The organism is Micromonospora sp. L31, assembly GCF_052068075.1.
Taxonomy (GTDB): domain Bacteria; phylum Actinomycetota; class Actinomycetes; order Mycobacteriales; family Micromonosporaceae; genus Micromonospora; species Micromonospora purpureochromogenes.
Genome location: NZ_JBQHDC010000001.1, coordinates 13,196 through 30,869, shown reverse-complemented (window position 1 = coordinate 30,869; position 17,674 = coordinate 13,196). Strand labels below are relative to the sequence as shown.

The window sequence follows — 17,674 nt, the reverse complement described above, 5'->3', positions numbered from 1 at the left end:
CGCCCACCACCGTCAGATGTCGAGGAACCGCACGTCCTTGGCGTTGCGCTGGATGAACGAGCGGCGCGCCTCGACGTCCTCACCCATCAGCACGCTGAACAGCTCGTCGGCGGTTGCGGCGTCGTCGAGCGTGACCTGGCGCAGGGTACGGGTGGCCGGGTTCATCGTGGTCTCCCACAGCTCGGGATAGTTCATCTCACCGAGACCCTTGAACCGCTGGATGTCGTCCGGCCGGGCGTTGGGCTTCTTCTGCTGGCGCAGCGCGATCAGGCCGTCGCGCTCGCGGTCCGAGTACGCGTACTGCGCGTCGTCGCCCTTCTTGTTCCACTTGATCTTGTAGAGCGGCGGGGCGGCCAGGTAGACGTGGCCCAGCTCGACCAGCGGCCGCATGAAGCGGAAGAGCAGGGTGAGCAGCAGCGTCTGGATGTGCTGGCCGTCGACGTCGGCGTCGGCCATCAGCACCACCTTGTGGTACCGCAGCTTCTCCATGTCGAAGTCGTCGTGGATGCCGGTGCCCAGCGCGGTGATCAGCGCCTGGACCTCGTTGTTCTTCAGCACCCGGTCGATCCGGGCCTTCTCCACGTTGAGGATCTTGCCGCGGATCGGCAGGATCGCCTGGGTCCGCGGGTCGCGCCCCTGCTTGGCCGAGCCGCCGGCCGAGTCGCCCTCGACGATGAAGACCTCGGACTCGCGCGGGTCGGTGGACTGGCAGTCGGCCAGCTTGCCCGGCATCGAGCCGGACTCCAGCAGCGACTTGCGCCGGGCCAGCTTGCGCGCCTGCTGCGCGGCGATCCGGGCCCGAGCCGCCTGGGATGCCTTCTGGATGATGGTCTTGGCCTCGGCCGGGTTCCGGTCGAACCAGTCGACCAGCCACTCGTTGCAGACCCGCTGCACGAAGCTCTTCACCGGCGTGTTGCCCAGCTTGGTCTTGGTCTGGCCCTCGAACTGCGGATTGGCCAGCTTGACCGAGATGATCGCCGCCAGGCCCTCCCGGATGTCCTCGCCGGAGAGCTTCTCGTCGCCCTTGAGCAGCTTCTTCTCCGCGCCGTAGCGGTTGACGACGCTGGTCAGCGCGGCCCGGAAGCCCTCCTCGTGGGTGCCGCCCTCGTGCGTGTTGATCGTGTTGGCGAAGGTGTAGACCGACTCGCCGTACGACTCGTTCCACTGCATGGCGATCTCGACCGACATGCCCTCCTCCTCGGCGCCGAACTCGACCACCGTCTTGTGGATCGGGTTCTTCGAGGCGTTGAGGTGCCGGACGAAGTCGGCGATGCCGCCCTCGTAGAGGAAGGTGACCTCGCGCGGCTTGCCCTCCTCGCCCTCCGGGACCCGCTCATCGAGCAGGTGGATGCGGAGGGCACGGTTGAGGAAGGCCATCTCCTGCAGGCGCCGGTAGATGGTCTGGAAGTCGAAGTCGACGGTCTCGAAGACGTCCGGATCCGGCCAGAAGGTCACGGCCGAACCGGTGCGGTCGGTGGTCTCGCCCTTCTCCAGCGGCGACGGCTTGGAGTTGGCGTACTGCTGCCGCCAGACGAAGCCGGACTTGTGGATCTCCACCGCCATCCGGGTGGAGAGCGCGTTGACCACGGAGACGCCGACGCCGTGCAGACCGCCGGAGACCGCGTACGCCTTGCCGTCGAACTTGCCGCCCGCGTGCAGCACGGTGAGCGCGACCTCGACACCCGGCTTCTTCAGCTTGGGGTGCAGGTCGACCGGGAAGCCTCGGCCGTTGTCGGTGACCCGGACGCCACCGTCCTCCAGCAGCACCACGTCGATGGTGTCGCAGTAGCCGGCCAGCGCCTCGTCCACGGCGTTGTCCACGACCTCCCACACGAGGTGGTGCAGACCGCGCTCGCCGGTCGACCCGATGTACATACCGGGCCGCTTGCGCACCGCCTCGAGCCCCTCGAGGACGGTGATCGACTCGGCGCCGTACTCCTGCTTGTCCTGCGCTGCCACCCTCGGCCACTTTCTCGCGCCGGCCGCGCCAGGGGCGCGCCAGGCGCGGGTTCGGCGGACAGGACGCGACGTCGGCGCACGGACCGCCCCCGGGAACTCCAGGTCACGGATCGCATACGCCGGTCGCCGCGGTTGCCCGCGGATCGCGATCGGCTCCACCCGCCGCGGTACTTTGACCAAGGGCCTCCCGGGCCCGTGTCCGTCGCTCCGCGTCGGGTCTTCGTCTCGTTGTCAATCCTACTGTGCGCGGACGACAGAGACGCCACTCGGCACCCCCTGCGCGGCGTCTGAGACCTCCGTAGCGGCCCGAATCGCGCTGGCCGCGACTCCCCCTACACGCCAAGGGGGGATCGAGGGCCGGGCCGCCACGGAATCGGGCCGGGCCGACGGCCGGTCGGGGGTCGCGCGCAGAGCGGCCGTACCGTACCTTTGCGGCGCCACCGGTGCTCGTCTTGATCTTTACCATCCGTAACCGGGACGATCGACTCGATCGATCCGACACGTGCTCACAAGGGGTGACGCCAGATGGGGCTGGACAACGTCGCGGTGCACTGGCCGCGGACCGGCCGCTTCTACGATCCGGTCGCGCCGGCCGAGTTCGTCGACTTCGGGGAGATCGTGGACATCCCGCAGATCTCCGCACCTACCGCGGCGCTGGCCGAACACATCGCCAAGACGGGGACGGTCCGGGCGACCGCCTACACCGAACTGGTCGACCTGATCCTCGGCCTGGAAAATGTGCTCTACGCCACTGACGCCGCCGCCGAGGACGAGGACCCGGTGATCGACCCGGACGGGTGCTCCTGGATCGCCGGCGGCGTGGAGAAGTTCGTCGCCCAGCACCGGCCGTTCGGTGAGACGGTCACCTTCGAGTCGGTCAGCGAGGTGCTCCGCTCGCTGCTGGCCGACGGGCGGCTCGCCGCGCAGCAGCTGCGCTGGCTGGGCAGCCGGCTCGACGCGTTGCGCGACGAGAACGGCGACCCGCCGCAGTGGGACTTCACCTGCGCCGAGCTGGGCGTGCTGGCCGCCTTCTACCGCCGCTGCGCCGACCGCGGCTTCGCGGTCTACGCCGACGCCTGATCCCGCGCCGGCCCGACCCGCCCCGTCGACCTGACCGGGCGGGTCGCCGGCGTCGTCAGGAAGTCGTCGGGCCCGGCGCGGCGGGGGTGCCGGTCACGGCGCGGTTGGCCGCGCCGATCACCTCGGTCAGCATCGTGTGCAGGCGCCGCAGCTCCTCGATCGGCATGCCGAGCCGCTCCACGATCGTCGGCGGGATCTGCTCGGCGCGGGCGCGCAGGGCCTGACCGCTGGCGGTGAGCGTGACGGCGAGGCTCCGCTCGTCCGCGGCGTCCCGCTCGCGCCGCAGGTAGCCCGCCGCCTCCAGGCGCTTGAGCAGGGGCGACAGCGTGCCGGGATCGAGCTGGAGCAGGCGACTCAGCTCCCGGACCGACAGCGGTGCGTGCTGCCACAGCGCGAGCATGACCAGGTACTGCGGGTGGGTCAGCCCCATCGGTTCCAGCAGCGGCCGGTAGACGGCGACGACCCCGCGTGCCGCGACGGAGAGGGCGAAACACACCTGCTGCTCCAGCGCCAGCGGGTCCCCGTCCAACTGGTCACGCACCGATCGGCCTCCTCGTGGTCGTTGCTATCGTACCAATCATTGGTGTACCAATCGTTGGGGCGCAAAACGTCGAGGAGAGGTCGGGCGCGATGAGCGAGGCGAAGCGACAGCAGCGGGCTCCCGGCGAGGGCGGCAGGCTGTGGGCCTGGGCCTTCAAGTACCTGGCCGGCCCGGCCGAGGGAGTGCAGGGTGCCGTGCAGGGCGGTTCCACGCAGGCCCGCGAGGCGTGGAAGCGGGACCTGGAGAACCGCAAGCGGTGGAGCCGTGAGCAGCGGGAACGCAAGCGCGCCGAGCGCGAGGCCCGCCGCGCCGAGCGGTGACCCGGGCTCAGCCGTAGGTGTCGCGCGGACCGCGGCCCCGGACCCGCCGCGGGCCCTTCGACCAGGACGGCGCCGCCGGGCCGTGGATGTGCAGCTTGCGCACCACGTTGTGGCCCACCTCGCCGGCGATCCGCTTGAGCAGCGAGCCGGCGAGCAGCCGCAGCTGGGTGGCCCAGGCCGTCGAACGCGCCTCCACGGTCAGCTCGCCGTCCTCCAGCTTGACCGGTCGGCTGTGCTGGGCGATCTCCGCCCCGACGACCTTCTCCCAGGCGCCGAAGACCGTCGCCTCCGCGGCCGGCTGCTGCCAGCCGCGCGCCTTCATCAGCCGTTCCAGCACCACGCCGAGCGGCTGCGGGTCGCGCGGGTCCGGGCCGGGCCCGGAGTAGCCGCGCAGCCGCCGCTCGCCGCCGTCGCCGGAGACCGCGCTCTTCCGCCGGGTCTTCGCCGTCTCCGCCCGGCGGGCCTTCGCCGCGTCGAGCACCGCGCGCGCCAGCTCCGGCCCGGCCGCGCCCGCCCCGGCTGCGGCGTCCGCAGCGGCACCGGCCGGGCGCGCCCCGTCGCCGTTCCCGGCACCCTGCCCACCGGTCGCAGCGGCCGGTCGTGCCGGCCCGCCGGCTCCGGCGCCCCGACCACCAGGCGTGGCGTCCGCGCCGGCACCGGCCGCGTGGGCGGCGGCACCGCCCGCGTCGGTTCCCGCTCCCCGAGGGGTACGCGCACCGCGCTGGCCGCCCGAGGCGGCGCGACTCGGGCCGCCGGTCCGGCGGGTCGGCCCACCGCCCTCGGCGGCGTGCTCCGGCTCAGTCGACACGTCGCACCGTCCCCTCGCCCACCACGTACCGGGTGCCGCGCAGCGCCGCCGGCACGTCGTCGTCGACCGCACAGGTCACCAGGAGCTGACCGGCCCCGCCGACCAGCTCCGCCAGCCGCTCCCGGCGGCCCGCGTCCAGCTCGGCGAAGACGTCGTCCAGCACCAGCACCGGCTCGATGCCGTCGGCGCGCAGCAGGTCGTACCCGGCCAGCCGCAGGGCCAGCGCGTACGACCAGGACTCGCCGTGGCTGGCGTACCCCTTGGCGGGCAGCGGGCCGAGGGTGAGGCTGAGCTCGTCACGGTGCGGGCCGACCAGCGTCGTGCCGCGGTCGATCTCGTTCGACCTGGCCTCGGCCAGCGCGGCGGTCAGCGCCTCGGCCAGCACCGCCCGGTCGGTGGTCGGCTCGGCCAGGTCCAGCGACGGCCGGTACGCGATCCCCGCCGCGCCCCGGCCCGCCGCCACCGCGTCGTACGCCTTCGTCACGTGCGGGGCCAGGGCTGCCACCAGTTCCAGCCGGCCGGCCAGCAGCTCGGCGCCGTGCCGGGCCAGGTGGGTGTCCCAGACCGCCAGGGTGGACAGGTCCCCGCCCCGCGACCCACCCGTCTTGCGGGCCAGGTACGCGGTGCGCAGCAGGGCGTTGCGCTGCTTGACCACCCGCTCGTAGTCGGCGCGCACCCCGGCGTACCGGGGCTGCCGCAGGACCAGCAGGTCGTCCAGGTAGCGGCGGCGCTCGGCCGGGTCGCCCCGGACGAGTTCCAGGTCCTCGGGGGCGAAGAGCACCAGCCGCAGCGCGCCGATCACGTCCCGCGCCCGCCGCGCCGGCGAGCGGCCCAGCCGGGCCCGGTTGGCCTTGCCAGGGACGATCTCCAGCTCGACGAGGAGCTCCCGCCCCTCGTGCACCACCGCGCAGCGGATCACCGCCGAGGTGGCGCCCATCCGGACGAGGGGGGCGTCCGTGGCGACCCGGTGCGAGTCCAGGGTCGCCACGTAGCCCAGCGCCTCGACCAGGTTGGTCTTGCCGACGCCGTTGGCGCCGATCAGGACGTTCGGCCCCGGCTCCAGGTCGACGCCGACCCGCTCGTACGAGCGGAAGTCGACCAGTTCGAGCCGGCGGACGTACACAGGCTGTGGATACCGGTCAGCGCTTGCGGACGGCGTGCCCGCCGAACTGCTGGCGCAGCGCGGCGACCGCCTTCATCGCGGGCGAGTCGTCCTGCCGGGAGGCGAACCGGGCGAAGAGCGAGGCGGTGATGACGTTCAGCGGCACGGCGAGCCGGACGGCCTCGTCGACCGTCCAGCGACCCTCACCGGTGTCCTCGGTGTAGCCGCTCAGCTCGGCCAGCTCCGGGTCCTCGTCGAGGGCCCGGTCGAGCAGGTCGAGCAGCCAGGAGCGGACCACGGTCCCCTCGCGCCAGGACTTGAACACGCCCGGCACGTTGGTCACCAGCTCGGAGGCCGCCAGCAGCTCGTAGCCCTCGGCGTAGGCGTGCATCAGGCCGTACTCGATGCCGTTGTGCACCATCTTGGCGTAGTGGCCGGCGCCGACCGGGCCGGCGTGCACGAAGCCGAACTCGCCCTCCGGCTTGAGCGCCTCGAAGACCGGCATCAGCCGCTCGACGTGCTCCTGGGCGCCGCCGACCATCAGGGCGTACCCGTTCTGCCGGCCCCAGACGCCGCCGGAGACGCCGACGTCCAGGTAGCCGATGCCCTGCTCGGCGAGGCGCTCGGCGCGGGGGGCGTCGTCGCTGAAGCGCGAGTTGCCGCCGTCGATGATGATGTCGCCCTCGCCCAGCACGCCCGCGAGCTCGTCGATGGTCGCGTCGGTGACGCCGGCCGGGACCATCACCCAGACCGCGCGGGGCGACTCCAGCTTCTCGGCCAGCGCCGACAGGCTCGCGACGTCGCTCAGCTCCGCGTTGTGGTCGAAGCCGACCACCTCGTGCCCGGCGGCGCGCAACCGTTCGCGCATGTTGCCGCCCATCCGGCCGAGTCCTACCAGGCCGAGCTGCATCTGCTCCTACCTCCGTGCGTGTGGGTCTGTCGGGGCTGCGATCAGCGGGACACGCGGATCGGCATGATGAGGTACCGGTACCCCGGGACGACCTCGCCATCCTCGCCGGCGGGGGAAATCACCGCCGGCTTGAAGGCGTCGACGAAGGCCAGCTGCGCGAACTGGGCGCCCAGGTTGGCCAGGCCGTCGATCAGGTACTGCGGGTTGAAGCCGATGGTCAGCGGCTCGCCGGTGAAGGTGGCCTCCATCGCCTCGCTGGCGCGCGCCTCCTCGGTGCCGCCCGCCTCGACCACCAGGCCGTCGGAGCTGAAGCTCAGCAGCACCGGGGTGGTCCGCTCGGCGACGAGGGCGACCCGCTTGACGACCTCGATCAGCGTGCTGACCGCCACCCGCGCCTCGGCGTTGTGGGTGGCCGGGAAGAGCGAGCGCACGGGCGGGTAGTTCGCCCCGTCGAGCAGCCGGCTGGTGGTACGCCGGGTGCCGCCCGAGAAGCCGATCATGCCCTCGCCGGCGGCGCCCTGGGAGAGCGCCATGGTCACCTGGCCGCCGATCGGGCCGAGGGCCTTGGCGGTGTCGTGCAGGGTGCGCGCCGGCACCAGCGCGTTGATGCTGATCTCCGGGTCGTCCGGGTTCCACTCCATCTCGCGCAGGGCGAGGCGGTACCGGTCGGTGGCGAGCATCGCCAGCGTGCCGCCGGAGAGCTCCAGCCGGACGCCGGTCATCATCGGCAGCGTCTCGTCGCGGCCGGCGGCCACGGCCACCTGGGCGACGGCGGCGGCGAAGGCGGCCGCGTCGATGGTGCCCGCGCTCTCGGGCATCTCCGGCAGGGCCGGGTAGTCCTCCACCGGCATGGTCGGCAGGGTGAACCGGGCGCTGCCGCAGACCAGCTCCAGGTGGGCGCCGACCGCGGCGATGTCCACCGGCTTGGCCGGCAGCGCCTTGGTGATCTCGGCGAGCAGGCGGCCGGAGACGAGGGCGGCGCCGTCGGCGTCCCCCTGCACCTCGACGGTCACCTGGCTGGAGACCTCGTAGTCGAAGCCGGAGACCTGGAGGTTGCCGTCGGTGACCCGGAGCATCACTCCGGCGAGCACCGGTACGGACGGCCGGTTGGGCAGGCTCTTCGCGGTCCACGCCACCGCTTCGGCGAGCGCGTCGCGCTCCACTCGGAACTTCATCAATGCCTCCGCGTCGACGTCAGCGACAACTCTCTCATGCCGACCGCTGCCCACCGTCCCGCCCGACCGTGCGGGTACCCATCGCACCTTAGGGCGCGTGGGCATCGGCTGTGCGCCCGACCCCGTGGTTCCAGGTGCCGGGGCGACCGCTGACGGCAGCGTCCGAACCGATCCACAGGAAGTCCAACGGTGATGATTGGTTTTTGATTCTTTTAGAAGAGATAACTCATCGTCTTCATCGCACCTGTGCAAACTGTGGAGAACCCGCGTCCGCCCAGGTCAGACAGGTTATCCACCGGTGGTTTGGCTGTGGAGAACCGGGGGGTAAACCGGTGTCGGAGTCCACAGGCCGACGGAACCCCCAGGTTGTCCACGGTTGTCCACCGGTTGTCCACGGGTAATCCACCGGGTTTCTCCCCAGTGCTGTGGACACCGGCGAGGGCCCCCGGAGCCGTCGTCCCCAGAACCTTCAACAGGCCGCCCACAGGTCGACCGTCGTCGGTGGACAACCGGACCGTCGTCCCCAGGCGTCCACAGCTCCGTCCCCAGGGTTTGTCCACAGTCTGTGGGTAACCGGCTCGGGACGCTACGTGGTTGTCCACCGCCTGTGGAACAGGGGGTGTGGACAACCGGGGCGTGCTGTGGACGAACACGACACCGATCCTGGGCCCTCGACCCGGTGCAGGGTCAACCGTCGGCTCTCCACAGGCACGAAAAAGCGCCCGGCCGAACGGGCCGGGCGCGTCTCCGCGCTCCCTCACCGGCGGGCGCCGGCGTGACGTACGTAACGACGACTTCAGTTCGGCGCGTCTGACGCCGCGCCGCGACCTGAAGCCGTCGCTCAGGTGTTCTGCTTTATCCGGTTGGTCAGCTCGGCGATCTGGTTGTAGAGCGAGCGGCGCTCCGCCATCTGCTGACGGATCTTCCGGTCGGCGTGCATCACCGTGGTGTGGTCCCGGCCACCGAAGGCCTGCCCGATCCGGGGCAGCGACAGGTCGGTCAGCTCCCGGCACAGGTACATGGCGACCTGGCGGGCGTTGACCAGCACCCGGGATCGGGAGTGCCCGCGCAGGTCCTCCAGGCTCACCCCGAAGTAGTCGGCGGTGGAGACCATGATCTGGTCGGCCGTGATCTCCGGCCCGGTGCCGTCCGGGATGAAGTCCCGCAGCACCTCCTCGGCCAGCGACAGCTCGACGTTCGACCGGGTGAGGCTGGCGAACGCCGTGACCCGGATCAGCGCGCCCTCCAGCTCCCGGATCGAGTTCGACACCCGGGAGGCGATGAACTCCAGCACGTCCGGCGGGGCGTACAGCCGCTCCTGGGCCGCCTTCTTCTGCAGGATCGCGATCCGGGTCTCCAGGTCCGGCGGCTGGATGTCGGCGAGCAGGCCCCACTCGAACCGGGTCCGCAACCGGTCCTCCAGCGTCGCCAGCTGCTTCGGCGAGCGGTCGGAGGTGATCACGATCTGCTTGTTGGCGTTGTGCAGCGTGTTGAAGGTGTGGAAGAACTCCTCCTGGGTCCGCTCGCGGTTCTCCAGGAACTGGATGTCGTCGATCAGCAGGATGTCGACGTCGCGGTAGCGGCGCTGGAACGCGCTGGTCTTGTCGTCGCGCAGGGAGTTGATGAAGTCGTTGGTGAACTCCTCGGTCGAGACGTACCGGACCGAGCGGGCGTTGCCCAACGTGGTGGCGTAGTGCCCGATGGCGTGCAACAGGTGGGTCTTGCCCAACCCGGAGCTGCCGTAGATGAACAACGGGTTGTACGCCTTCGCCGGCGACTCGGCCACCGCGACGCTCGCCGCGTGGGCGAACCGGTTCGACGAGCCGATGACGAACGTCTCGAACATGTACTTCGGATTGAGCCGGTTGCCGCCGCCCTCCGCGCCCCCGGGGCGACGGTCGTCCCGCCCGCCGGGTCGGTGGTCGGCGGCGGACCGGCCGGGGCCGCTGTCCGTACCCCCGTCGCGCGGCAGGCCGCGCGGAACGTGCTGGTCGCGCGGCGGCCTGGCCTCGCCCCGGTACGCGGGCTCGAAGCCGCGGCCGTCGACCCCTGGCCCGTCGGGCAGGGCGCGCTCCTCGAAGCCGCGCCGGTCCGGGCCGGGACCGGCGCCCCGCAGCGGCTCGGCGAACGCGGCGCCGAAGAGGGTGTCCTGGCCGCCGTCCCGGCTGGCCGGGATGCGGCCCGGGCGGTGGCCGTCGGATGCCGGCGGCGCGACCGGCGACTCCGGCTCGGCGGGCAGCTCCGGGTAGCCCGGCGCCAGGTCCGCGAAGGCGGGCGGTTCCGGGGCGAAGTCGTCCGCGGGCACGTCGAGGCCGAGCTGCGCCGGCTCCGGGCCGCTGCGGTAGACGGTGCCGGCGGGTCGACCGGCGGTGTCCTCGGCGACCCGGACGGTGACCGCGACCTGGATCGGCCGGCCCAGCCGGCGGGTGAGCGCCTCGGTGATGGCCGGGCGGAGCCGGGACTCGATCACGTCCCGGGTGAAGGCGTCCGGCACGGAGAGCAGGGCGGTGTCCTCGACGATCGCCCGCAGCCGGGTCAGCCGCAGGTACGCGCGTTGCTGCGCGGAGATGATCTCGTCGGCGAGTTCGTCGGTCGCCGCGGTCCACACCGCGGCAAGGTCGGTCGTACCGGCCACCGTCGTGCCACCCCCTCGCCTCTGCTCCCGGTCGCCGCTGTCGTCCAGTCGGCCGTTCCGGGCCCGCCACCGCGTTCGAGCGGGTGGTACCTCACCCCACCGGGCGGCTGACCGACCGGCATCCACAAGTTATCCACAGCCTGTGTGTACCGACCGATTGTGCCGCCCGCCGTGCGCGGGTCGGACCTGCCCCCCTGGTCGGGCGGGACGTTGCGCGGGTTCACCGTGCCGAACGATTCACTGCCGTGTCCGGTCTTGCCTGCCAGCGACAACCCGGACCCCCGACGCTGACCGCAATCGGGCACGGTAACAGCGACGGCCGGGCACCATCAACCGCCGACGCTCCGGCCCGCTTGGCGGCATCAGTGAAAACCGCCGGTTCGGTCGTACGGCCGCCCTGCTCGTGCCTCCGGTGACCTGTTTGACGGTCATTGCCCCCCTGCGTAGGCTGGAGGGGCTGCTCTGTCGCCCTCTGCTAGGGTGATGGGTGCTTGCTGTCCGCGATCGCTTCCCCGCATCGCCGAGGTCCCGGGTCGCCGGGCAGCATGGATCGGAGGTCACCGCCGAGGTGGCCTGGACCACCACACGACCCCGGCGATCCCGCGCCGTGGACGTACGAAAACGGAGAGCCTGACGTGAGCAAGCGCACCTACCAGCCGAACAACCGCCGGCGCGCGAAGACCCACGGCTTCCGGCTGCGCATGCGCACCCGGGCCGGTCGCGCCATCATCTCGACCCGCCGCTCCAAGGGCCGCACCCGCCTGTCGGCCTGAGCCGACCGGGTCCGGTCCGGGGGACGTGGGCAGTCGTGCTGACGGCCGCACAGCGACTGCGGCGCAGCAATGACTTCGCCGCAGCGGTCAGGGGTGGCCGACGCGCCGGACGAGGTGCCGTCGTCGTCCACCTGACGCTACCGGCGACCCCCGAACCCACCGCGACAACCTCGCCGGAGCCGGCGCGGGTCAGCGGCACGGAGACGATCTCCGCGCCGACCCGCGCCGGCTTCGTCGTGTCCAAGGCCGTCGGCCCCGCCGTGGTCCGCAACAAGGTCCGGCGCCGGCTGCGGCACCTGGTCCGCGAGCGCCTGGCCGCGCTGCCCGAGGGAAGCACCCTGGTGGTACGCGCACTGCCCGCCGCCGCCGAGGCGAACTACCTCCGGCTGGGGGCCGACCTGGACGCGGCGATCGCCGCCGCGCGGGCACCCCGGGGGCGGCGGTCCCGATGAGCACCGGATCCGCCGGTTCGCGGCCTACCAGCCTGGGTGCCCGAGTGCTGAGTGGCCCCATCATCGCGTACCGTCGTTGGATAAGCCCGGCGCTGCCGGCCCGCTGTCGGTTCTACCCGTCGTGCAGTGCGTACGCCCTGGAGGCGGTGGCCCGGCACGGCGCGCTCCGGGGAGCCGGGCTGACGGTCCTGCGCTTGTCGCGCTGCCACCCCTTCCACCCAGGTGGACACGACCCGGTGCCCGAGCCGGGCGGCCGCCGCCGTGCCGACGTGACTGGAGCCTGAGAATTGAGTCTCGACTGGATCTACTTCGCGATCTCGTGGATCCTGCTGACCTGGCACTCGGCCTGGGACGCCATCAAGGTGCCGGTCGGCTCGGTGCTCGGCACGAACTGGGCCTGGATCCTCGCGATCATCTTCCTGGTGGTCACCGTCCGGGTGATCCTCTTCCCGGTCTTCGTCAAGCAGATCAAGTCGCAGCGGGCGATGCAGGCGCTCCAGCCCAAGGTCAAGGAGCTGCAGGAGAAGCACAAGGGTGACCGGGAGACGCTCCAGAAGGAGATGATGGAGCTCTACCGGAAGGAAAAGGCCAACCCGCTGATGGGCTGCCTTCCGATGTTCCTCCAGATCCCGGTCTTCCTCGGTCTCTTCCACGTGCTGCGTCGCCTCGACCCGGCGAAGGAGAACAAGACCCTCTACGGCTGGACCGTCGACCAGTTCCAGAGCGCCTCGCAGGCGAAGATCTTCACCGCCCCGATCGCCGGCAAGTTCGGCTCGACCGCCGACGAGCTGGCCCGCCTCGGCGCCAACGGCACCACCGTGAAGATCATCGCTGGCATCCTGGTCCTGGTCATGATGGGCACCACCTACCTGACCAGCCGCCAGATGATCCTCAAGACCGGTTGGGCGGAGGACCCGCAGCAGCGGATGGTGCAGCGACTGATGCTCTACGGCATCCCCCTGTCGCTGCTGATCTCCGGCGCGATCTTCCCGATCGGCGTGATCATCTACTGGGTCACCAACAACCTCTTCACCCTCGGCCAGCAGCAGTGGGTGCTGCGCAAGTTCCCGCCGCTGGTGACCAACCAGAAGCCCGGCAGCACGGCGCCCCGCAGTCCGGTGCAGCCGGCCAAGACCGGCGGCTTCCTCAATCGCGCCAAGCCGGCTGCGCAGGTGCCGGCCAAGCCCGCCGCGCCGAAGGTCGCCGGGCCGAAGCCGGGTGCGAAGCCCACCAACCCGAAGAAGGGTCGGCCGGCCAAGCGGCAGGGCTGACCTCAGGGCCGCCGTCGGGATCACCGGCGGCGGCCTTCCGGCATCGCGCAGCCGCCGTACGGCCGGCGCCGGGCCGGAACCGCCGCGCCTGGCGCGGTCACGGGCGAGACTGCCCGTACAAGACGTGCCCGTGGGCACCGGCCTTCTCCCGCCGGGCGCCCCGGGAAACCAGCGGACCCGACGGTCCGGCCGAGCGAGTACGGAGATGACACCGTGACCGACACCAGCATCCCCAGTGCGGAGCAGTCCGTGGACGAGGAGATTGTGCCGACCGCCGCGACCGGTGACGGCGAGCCCGAGGAGGCCGGGGAGGCGGCGGTCGAGGCGGGTGCCGCCCCGAAGAAGGCCGCCGGCGAGGGCGAGCTCTTCGCGCAGAGCGAGATCGCTGCCGACTACATCGAGGGCCTGCTCGACATCCTCGACTACGACGGCGACATCGACGAGCTCGTCTCCGGCGGGCGCCCGGTCGTCGAGGTGGTCGGCGCCCGGCTGCAGAACCTGGTCGGCCAGCGCGGCGCCACCCTGGAGGCGCTCCAGGAGCTGGCCCGGCTCGCGGTGTTCCGCCAGACCGGTACGCCCAGCCGCCTGCTGCTCGACGTCGGCGGCTACCGCGCCACCCGGCGCAAGGAACTCGCCGCCGTGGCCAAGAACGCGGTGGAGAAGGTCAAGGAGCACGGCGAGCCGGTCCGGCTGGAGCCGATGTCCGCCTTCGAGCGCAAGTGCGTGCACGACGTGGTCAACGCCATGAGCGGTGTGGAGAGCGAGTCCGAGGGCGTCGAGCCGAACCGGCGCATCATCGTCCGGCCGGCGGACTGACCGGGTGACCCACGACGACGCCACGGCCGACGCCGTGACCGGCCCGGGTGGTACGCCGCCCGGGCCGTCGCCTGTCCGCCCCGTTCCCTCGCCGGAGGACGCCGCGCTGCCGGCCGAGCTGGCCCCGGCGGCCCGGACGCTCTTCGGTGACCGGCTGGACCTGGCGGCCGCGTACGCCGAGCTGCTCGCCACCGACGGGGTGGTACGCGGCCTGATCGGCCCGCGGGAGGCGCCCCGGATCTGGGACCGGCACCTGCTCAACTGTGCCGCCGTGGCCGAGCGCATCCCGGAAGGGGCCAGCGTCATCGACGTCGGCTCCGGCGCCGGGCTGCCCGGGCTGGTGCTGGCGATCGCCCGCCCCGACCTCCAGGTGATCCTGGTCGAGCCGCTGGCCCGGCGGACCTCCTTCCTGATCGAGGCGGTGCAGCAGCTCGGGCTGGCCAAGACGGTCCGGGTGTTCCGGGGCCGGGCCGACGAGGCGGCCACCGACGCGACGGGCACCGGCCCGTTCAGCGCCGACGTGGTGACCTCGCGAGCGGTCGCGCCGCTCGACCGGCTCTCCGGCTGGTGCCTGCCGCTCGCCGTACCCGGCGGCCGGCTGATCGCCCTGAAGGGCTCCTCCGCGGCGGACGAGATCGCGGAGCACGCCGAGACCGTCGACCGGCTCGGTGGTGGCGAGCCGAGCGTGCACCTCTGCGGCGTCGGCGTCATCGACCCGCCGACCACCGTGGTGGAGATCGTGCGCGAGCGGGTGGTCCGTCCGCCGTCCGCCAAGAAGGCACCCAAGCGCTCACGGGGCGGACGCAAGCGCGCTCGGTGATCCCGCTCGGGTTCCGGCGTGTCGCACCGGCCGGCGGACAACCGAGATGGACCCGCCGCGCCCGTCCCCCGTAGGCTGGCCGCGCGTCGATAGTGTGGGGCGGGCGGGCGTCGGGCGCACCGGGTCCCGACCGCTCCCGCCGGGACCGTACGCGCTGCGGTGCGAGTGCGCGTGTGGCCTGATTGACGGGGTGCGGACCGACCATCCGGAGCGGGCAGGGATGACAGGTGCATGACGACGGCAGGTACGACGATCCACGGGTGAGACGCCCGGAGGGCATCCCCTCCGGAGTGGACCCTGTTTCACGTGAAACCGACCACGACCTCCGGCCCGCCGACGGCCAGCCGGGTTCCGCCGGCCCGCCGGACTGCGATCCGGTGGTCGGTCGGGACGTGCCCGCAGTGGGCGCCGCGCGCCCCTCCCCCGAGTCGTACATTCCGCCGCCGCCCATCGCGGACGACGCGGGCCGGCCGGTCAACGCGCCCAGCGACCGCACCGCCCCGGTCCAACGCAACTCCGGCGTGCCGTCCCGCTTCGAGACACCGGTCGGTGGCAATGTGCCGCCCGCCGTACCCCAGCAGCCGCACCCGGGCGCGGTGGCGGACTCCGAGTCCGTCGCCGCGAACACGCCGGGGCCGGCGGCCGGGGGCGTGACCGTCGACCCGGCCGCCGCCGCGTACGTTTCACGTGAAACCCCGACGCGCGAAGAGGATGACCCACCGTTGGCTATGGAGGCGATGCGCGCCGTGCAGATCCTGAATCCGAGTGGCGAGGTGACCATGCCTCGGCCCGACCGGACCCGGGTCATGTGCGTCGCGAACCAGAAGGGTGGCGTGGGTAAGACCACGACCACGGTGAACCTGGCGGTGGCGCTCGCCCTGCACGGCAACCGGGTCCTGGTGGTCGACCTCGACCCGCAGGGCAACGCCTCGACCGGGCTCAACGTGCCGCACCACACCGGCGTGCCGGACGTCTACGACTGCCTGATCAACAGCGTGCCGCTGGAGGAGGTCGCCCAGGAGGTCGAGGGCATCCCCAACCTGTGGTGCGTGCCGGCCACCATCGACCTGGCGGGCGCGGAGATCGAGCTGGTGTCCGTGGTCGCCCGGGAGTCCCGGTTGGCTCGGGCCATCGACGCGTACCCGGGGCACTTCGACTACGTCTTCATCGACTGCCCGCCCTCGCTCGGCCTGCTGACGGTCAACGCGCTGGTCGCCGCGCAGGAGGTGCTGATCCCCATCCAGTGCGAGTACTACGCGCTGGAGGGCCTCAACCAGCTGATCAACAACATCAACCTGGTACGGCAGCACCTCAACCCCAAGCTCGAGGTCTCCACGATCCTGCTCACCATGTACGACCGGCGTACCCGACTGGCCGACGCGGTCGAGCAGGACGTCCGGAACCACTTCGGCGACAAGGTCCTCCAGGCGGTCATCCCGCGCAACGTGCGGGTGTCCGAGGCACCCAGCTACGGGCAGTCCGTGATGACCTACGATCCCGGTTCGCGGGGGGCGACGAGCTACTTCGAGGCCGCCCAGGAGATCGCCGAGCGCGGTGTCAAGGAGCCGGTGAGCCGGAATGCGTAGTGGGCACGAGTCGCTGGGAGGCGTCGCATGAAGAACCGTCCCCGTGGCGGTCTGGGTCGAGGGCTCGGGGCGCTGATCCCGACCGGGCCGGCACCGGAGGCGCCGGGCACCACCCTCATCGCGCCGGTCGAAGCCGACACCGGCGGTACGGCGGGCGCGCCTCCCGTCGAGGCGGTGACCGCGCCGGTCGCCACCCCGCCGGCGCCGCCCGAGCCGCAGCTGAGCCCGGTGCCGGGTGCCCGCTTCGCCGAAATCCCGGTCGACGCGATCGTGCCGAACCCGAAGCAGCCCCGGCACGTCTTCGACGAGGAGGCGCTGGAGGAGCTGAAGATCTCCATCCAGGAGGTCGGCTTCCTCCAGCCGATCGTCGTCCGCCAGCTCGACGCCGAGAAGTACGAGCTCGTCATGGGCGAGCGCCGGTGGCGGGCCGCCCAGGCGGTGGGCCGGGAGAGCATTCCGGCGATCGTCCGGGACACCAAGGACGACGCAATGCTCCGGGACGCCCTCCTGGAGAACATCCACCGGGCGAACCTCAACCCGCTGGAAGAGGCCGCGGCCTACCAGCAGCTGCTGGAGGAGTTCGGCGCCACCCACGAGGAGTTGGCGCGGCGGATCGGCCGCAGCCGGCCGCAGATCTCCAACACCATCCGCCTGCTGAACCTCCCGGCGCAGGTGCAGCGCCGGGTCGCCGCCGGCGTGCTCTCGGCGGGCCACGCCCGGGCGCTGCTGAGCCTCGACGAGGCGGAGGCGCAGGAACAGCTCGCCCTCCGGATCGTCGCCGAGGGCTTGTCCGTCCGCGCGACCGAGGAGATCGTGGCGCTCGCGCTCAACGACGGGCCGGCGAAGACGCCGGCGGCGAAGCGGCGTACCAAGCCGCACGCTCCGGCGCTCACCGATCTGGCCGACCGGCTCTCCGACCGCTTCGACACCCGGGTGAAGGTCGACATCGGCCGGAGCAAGGGCAAGATCACCATCGAGTTCGCGACGGTGGACGACCTGGAGCGGATCGTGGGCATCATCGGCGTCGGCGAGCAGGAGCCGGAGGACTGACCCCGCCCTGGTTTCATCACCGGCCGCGTCGCCCTGAGGGCACGCGGCCGGTTCGTTTCCTGCTGTCGCTGCGGGCGTGCGTCGGTGGCCTGGGGGCGGGATGGCGGCCGCGACGTGTTTCACGTGAAACCGGTGCGCGGCGGTGGGCTGGCGGCGGCTGGAGGCCGGCGAGGGGGCCGGGGCCGCTGCGGCGGCTTCCTCGGAGGGCTGCGTCGCTGAGCACTTCACCGAGACCGGCTCGACCCGGGACACCGTGCTCGTCCGTAGTGAGGCGATGCGGTGTCCGGCGGGAGGGACCGATGGCGGGCAGCCGATGCGTCGCGAACCGACAGACCGATCCGTTCGTGCTGGGGCCGCGACGCTCCGGTTCCCACCG

General features: G+C 72.1%; 16 protein-coding genes and 1 pseudogene. 10 read left to right on the top strand and 7 right to left on the bottom strand.

Features of this window, described 5'->3' with window-relative positions; translation table 11 throughout:
• Nucleotides 1-12: 12 nt before the first annotated feature.
• Nucleotides 13-1,959, bottom strand: coding sequence for a DNA topoisomerase (ATP-hydrolyzing) subunit B (gene gyrB, locus ACTMS9_RS00140; RefSeq protein ID WP_280838878.1), 1,947 nt, complete (start codon nucleotides 1,957-1,959; stop codon nucleotides 13-15).
• Between the two features lie 525 nt (nucleotides 1,960-2,484).
• Here gyrB and ACTMS9_RS00135 point away from each other — a divergent pair.
• Nucleotides 2,485-3,039 carry a hypothetical protein gene (locus ACTMS9_RS00135; RefSeq protein ID WP_441143665.1) on the top strand — a complete coding sequence of 185 codons (555 nt, stop codon included), beginning with the start codon at nucleotides 2,485-2,487 and terminating at the stop codon, nucleotides 3,037-3,039.
• Nucleotides 3,040-3,094: 55 nt separating this feature from the next.
• Here the strand turns inward: ACTMS9_RS00135 and ACTMS9_RS00130 are convergent, their stop codons facing one another.
• Nucleotides 3,095-3,580 carry a MarR family winged helix-turn-helix transcriptional regulator gene (locus ACTMS9_RS00130; protein WP_210774053.1) on the bottom strand — a complete coding sequence of 162 codons (486 nt, stop codon included), beginning with the start codon at nucleotides 3,578-3,580 and terminating at the stop codon, nucleotides 3,095-3,097.
• A gap of 89 nt (nucleotides 3,581-3,669) precedes the next feature.
• Here ACTMS9_RS00130 and ACTMS9_RS00125 point away from each other — a divergent pair, with 89 nt between their 5' ends.
• Nucleotides 3,670-3,900 carry a hypothetical protein gene (locus ACTMS9_RS00125; protein WP_088959662.1) on the top strand — a complete coding sequence of 77 codons (231 nt, stop codon included), beginning with the start codon at nucleotides 3,670-3,672 and terminating at the stop codon, nucleotides 3,898-3,900.
• Between the two features lie 7 nt (nucleotides 3,901-3,907).
• Here the strand turns inward: ACTMS9_RS00125 and ACTMS9_RS00120 are convergent.
• The 5 genes and pseudogenes from ACTMS9_RS00120 to dnaA form a co-directional block, all read right to left on the bottom strand.
• Nucleotides 3,908-4,480 (bottom strand): annotated as a pseudogene (locus tag ACTMS9_RS00120) (DUF721 domain-containing protein); the annotation flags it as partial.
• 217 nt (nucleotides 4,481-4,697) lie between these two features.
• Nucleotides 4,698-5,831 carry a DNA replication/repair protein RecF gene (recF, locus tag ACTMS9_RS00115; RefSeq protein WP_441143668.1) on the bottom strand — a complete coding sequence of 378 codons (1,134 nt, stop codon included), beginning with the start codon at nucleotides 5,829-5,831 and terminating at the stop codon, nucleotides 4,698-4,700.
• 16 nt (nucleotides 5,832-5,847) lie between these two features.
• Nucleotides 5,848-6,720 carry a phosphogluconate dehydrogenase (NAD(+)-dependent, decarboxylating) gene (gene gnd, locus ACTMS9_RS00110; RefSeq protein ID WP_441143670.1) on the bottom strand — a complete coding sequence of 291 codons (873 nt, stop codon included), beginning with the start codon at nucleotides 6,718-6,720 and terminating at the stop codon, nucleotides 5,848-5,850.
• Between the two features lie 41 nt (nucleotides 6,721-6,761).
• The gene (gene dnaN / locus ACTMS9_RS00105) at nucleotides 6,762-7,895 is read right to left on the bottom strand and encodes a DNA polymerase III subunit beta (RefSeq protein ID WP_441143672.1); all 1,134 of its coding nucleotides are present in this window, start codon (nucleotides 7,893-7,895) and stop codon (nucleotides 6,762-6,764) included.
• Between the two features lie 841 nt (nucleotides 7,896-8,736).
• The gene (gene dnaA, locus ACTMS9_RS00100; RefSeq protein ID WP_441143674.1) at nucleotides 8,737-10,530 is read right to left on the bottom strand and encodes a chromosomal replication initiator protein DnaA; all 1,794 of its coding nucleotides are present in this window, start codon (nucleotides 10,528-10,530) and stop codon (nucleotides 8,737-8,739) included.
• A gap of 635 nt (nucleotides 10,531-11,165) precedes the next feature.
• Between dnaA and rpmH the strand changes: the two genes are divergently transcribed.
• The 8 genes from rpmH to ACTMS9_RS00060 all read left to right on the top strand — a co-directional run bounded on the left by rpmH (nucleotide 11,166) and on the right by ACTMS9_RS00060 (nucleotide 17,298).
• Nucleotides 11,166-11,303 (top strand): 50S ribosomal protein L34, encoded by a 138-nt coding sequence (gene rpmH / locus ACTMS9_RS00095; RefSeq protein ID WP_117668129.1) that lies wholly within the window; start codon nucleotides 11,166-11,168, stop codon nucleotides 11,301-11,303.
• Between the two features lie 35 nt (nucleotides 11,304-11,338).
• The gene (rnpA, locus tag ACTMS9_RS00090; protein WP_179802436.1) at nucleotides 11,339-11,755 is read left to right on the top strand and encodes a ribonuclease P protein component; all 417 of its coding nucleotides are present in this window, start codon (nucleotides 11,339-11,341) and stop codon (nucleotides 11,753-11,755) included.
• Nucleotides 11,752-12,039, top strand: coding sequence for a membrane protein insertion efficiency factor YidD (yidD, locus tag ACTMS9_RS00085; protein ID WP_088959669.1), 288 nt, complete (start codon nucleotides 11,752-11,754; stop codon nucleotides 12,037-12,039). Before rnpA ends, yidD begins: the two co-directional genes overlap by 4 nt.
• 3 nt (nucleotides 12,040-12,042) lie before the next feature.
• Nucleotides 12,043-13,026 (top strand): membrane protein insertase YidC, encoded by a 984-nt coding sequence (gene yidC, locus ACTMS9_RS00080; RefSeq protein ID WP_441143677.1) that lies wholly within the window; start codon nucleotides 12,043-12,045, stop codon nucleotides 13,024-13,026.
• Nucleotides 13,027-13,239: 213 nt separating this feature from the next.
• On the top strand, nucleotides 13,240-13,842 hold the full coding sequence (locus tag ACTMS9_RS00075) for a Jag family protein (RefSeq protein ID WP_441163823.1): 603 nt from the start codon (nucleotides 13,240-13,242) through the stop codon (nucleotides 13,840-13,842).
• 118 nt (nucleotides 13,843-13,960) lie between these two features.
• Entirely contained in the window at nucleotides 13,961-14,662 is a 702-nt protein-coding gene (gene rsmG / locus ACTMS9_RS00070; RefSeq protein ID WP_441144027.1) for a 16S rRNA (guanine(527)-N(7))-methyltransferase RsmG, read from the top strand.
• A 227-nt stretch (nucleotides 14,663-14,889) separates the two neighbouring features.
• Entirely contained in the window at nucleotides 14,890-16,248 is a 1,359-nt protein-coding gene (locus tag ACTMS9_RS00065) for an AAA family ATPase (RefSeq protein WP_441163822.1), read from the top strand.
• A 27-nt stretch (nucleotides 16,249-16,275) separates the two neighbouring features.
• Nucleotides 16,276-17,298: a ParB/RepB/Spo0J family partition protein gene (locus ACTMS9_RS00060; protein ID WP_441143681.1), complete on the top strand. Its 1,023-nt coding sequence runs from the start codon at nucleotides 16,276-16,278 to the stop codon at nucleotides 17,296-17,298.
• The last annotated feature ends 376 nt before the right edge of the window (nucleotides 17,299-17,674 follow it).

Bases quoted from the DNA above. Each gene is read 5' to 3' on its own strand.
- gnd (WP_441143670.1), bottom strand. From the start codon at position 6,720: ATGCAGCTCGGCCTGGTAGGACTCGGCCGGATGGGCGGCAACATGCGC.
- ACTMS9_RS00125 (WP_088959662.1), top strand. From the start codon at position 3,670: ATGAGCGAGGCGAAGCGACAGCAGCGGGCTCCCGGCGAGGGCGGCAGG.
- dnaN (WP_441143672.1), bottom strand. From the start codon at position 7,895: ATGAAGTTCCGAGTGGAGCGCGACGCGCTCGCCGAAGCGGTGGCGTGG.
- yidD (WP_088959669.1), top strand. From the start codon at position 11,752: ATGAGCACCGGATCCGCCGGTTCGCGGCCTACCAGCCTGGGTGCCCGA.
- ACTMS9_RS00135 (WP_441143665.1), top strand. From the start codon at position 2,485: ATGGGGCTGGACAACGTCGCGGTGCACTGGCCGCGGACCGGCCGCTTC.
- ACTMS9_RS00060 (WP_441143681.1), top strand. From the start codon at position 16,276: ATGAAGAACCGTCCCCGTGGCGGTCTGGGTCGAGGGCTCGGGGCGCTG.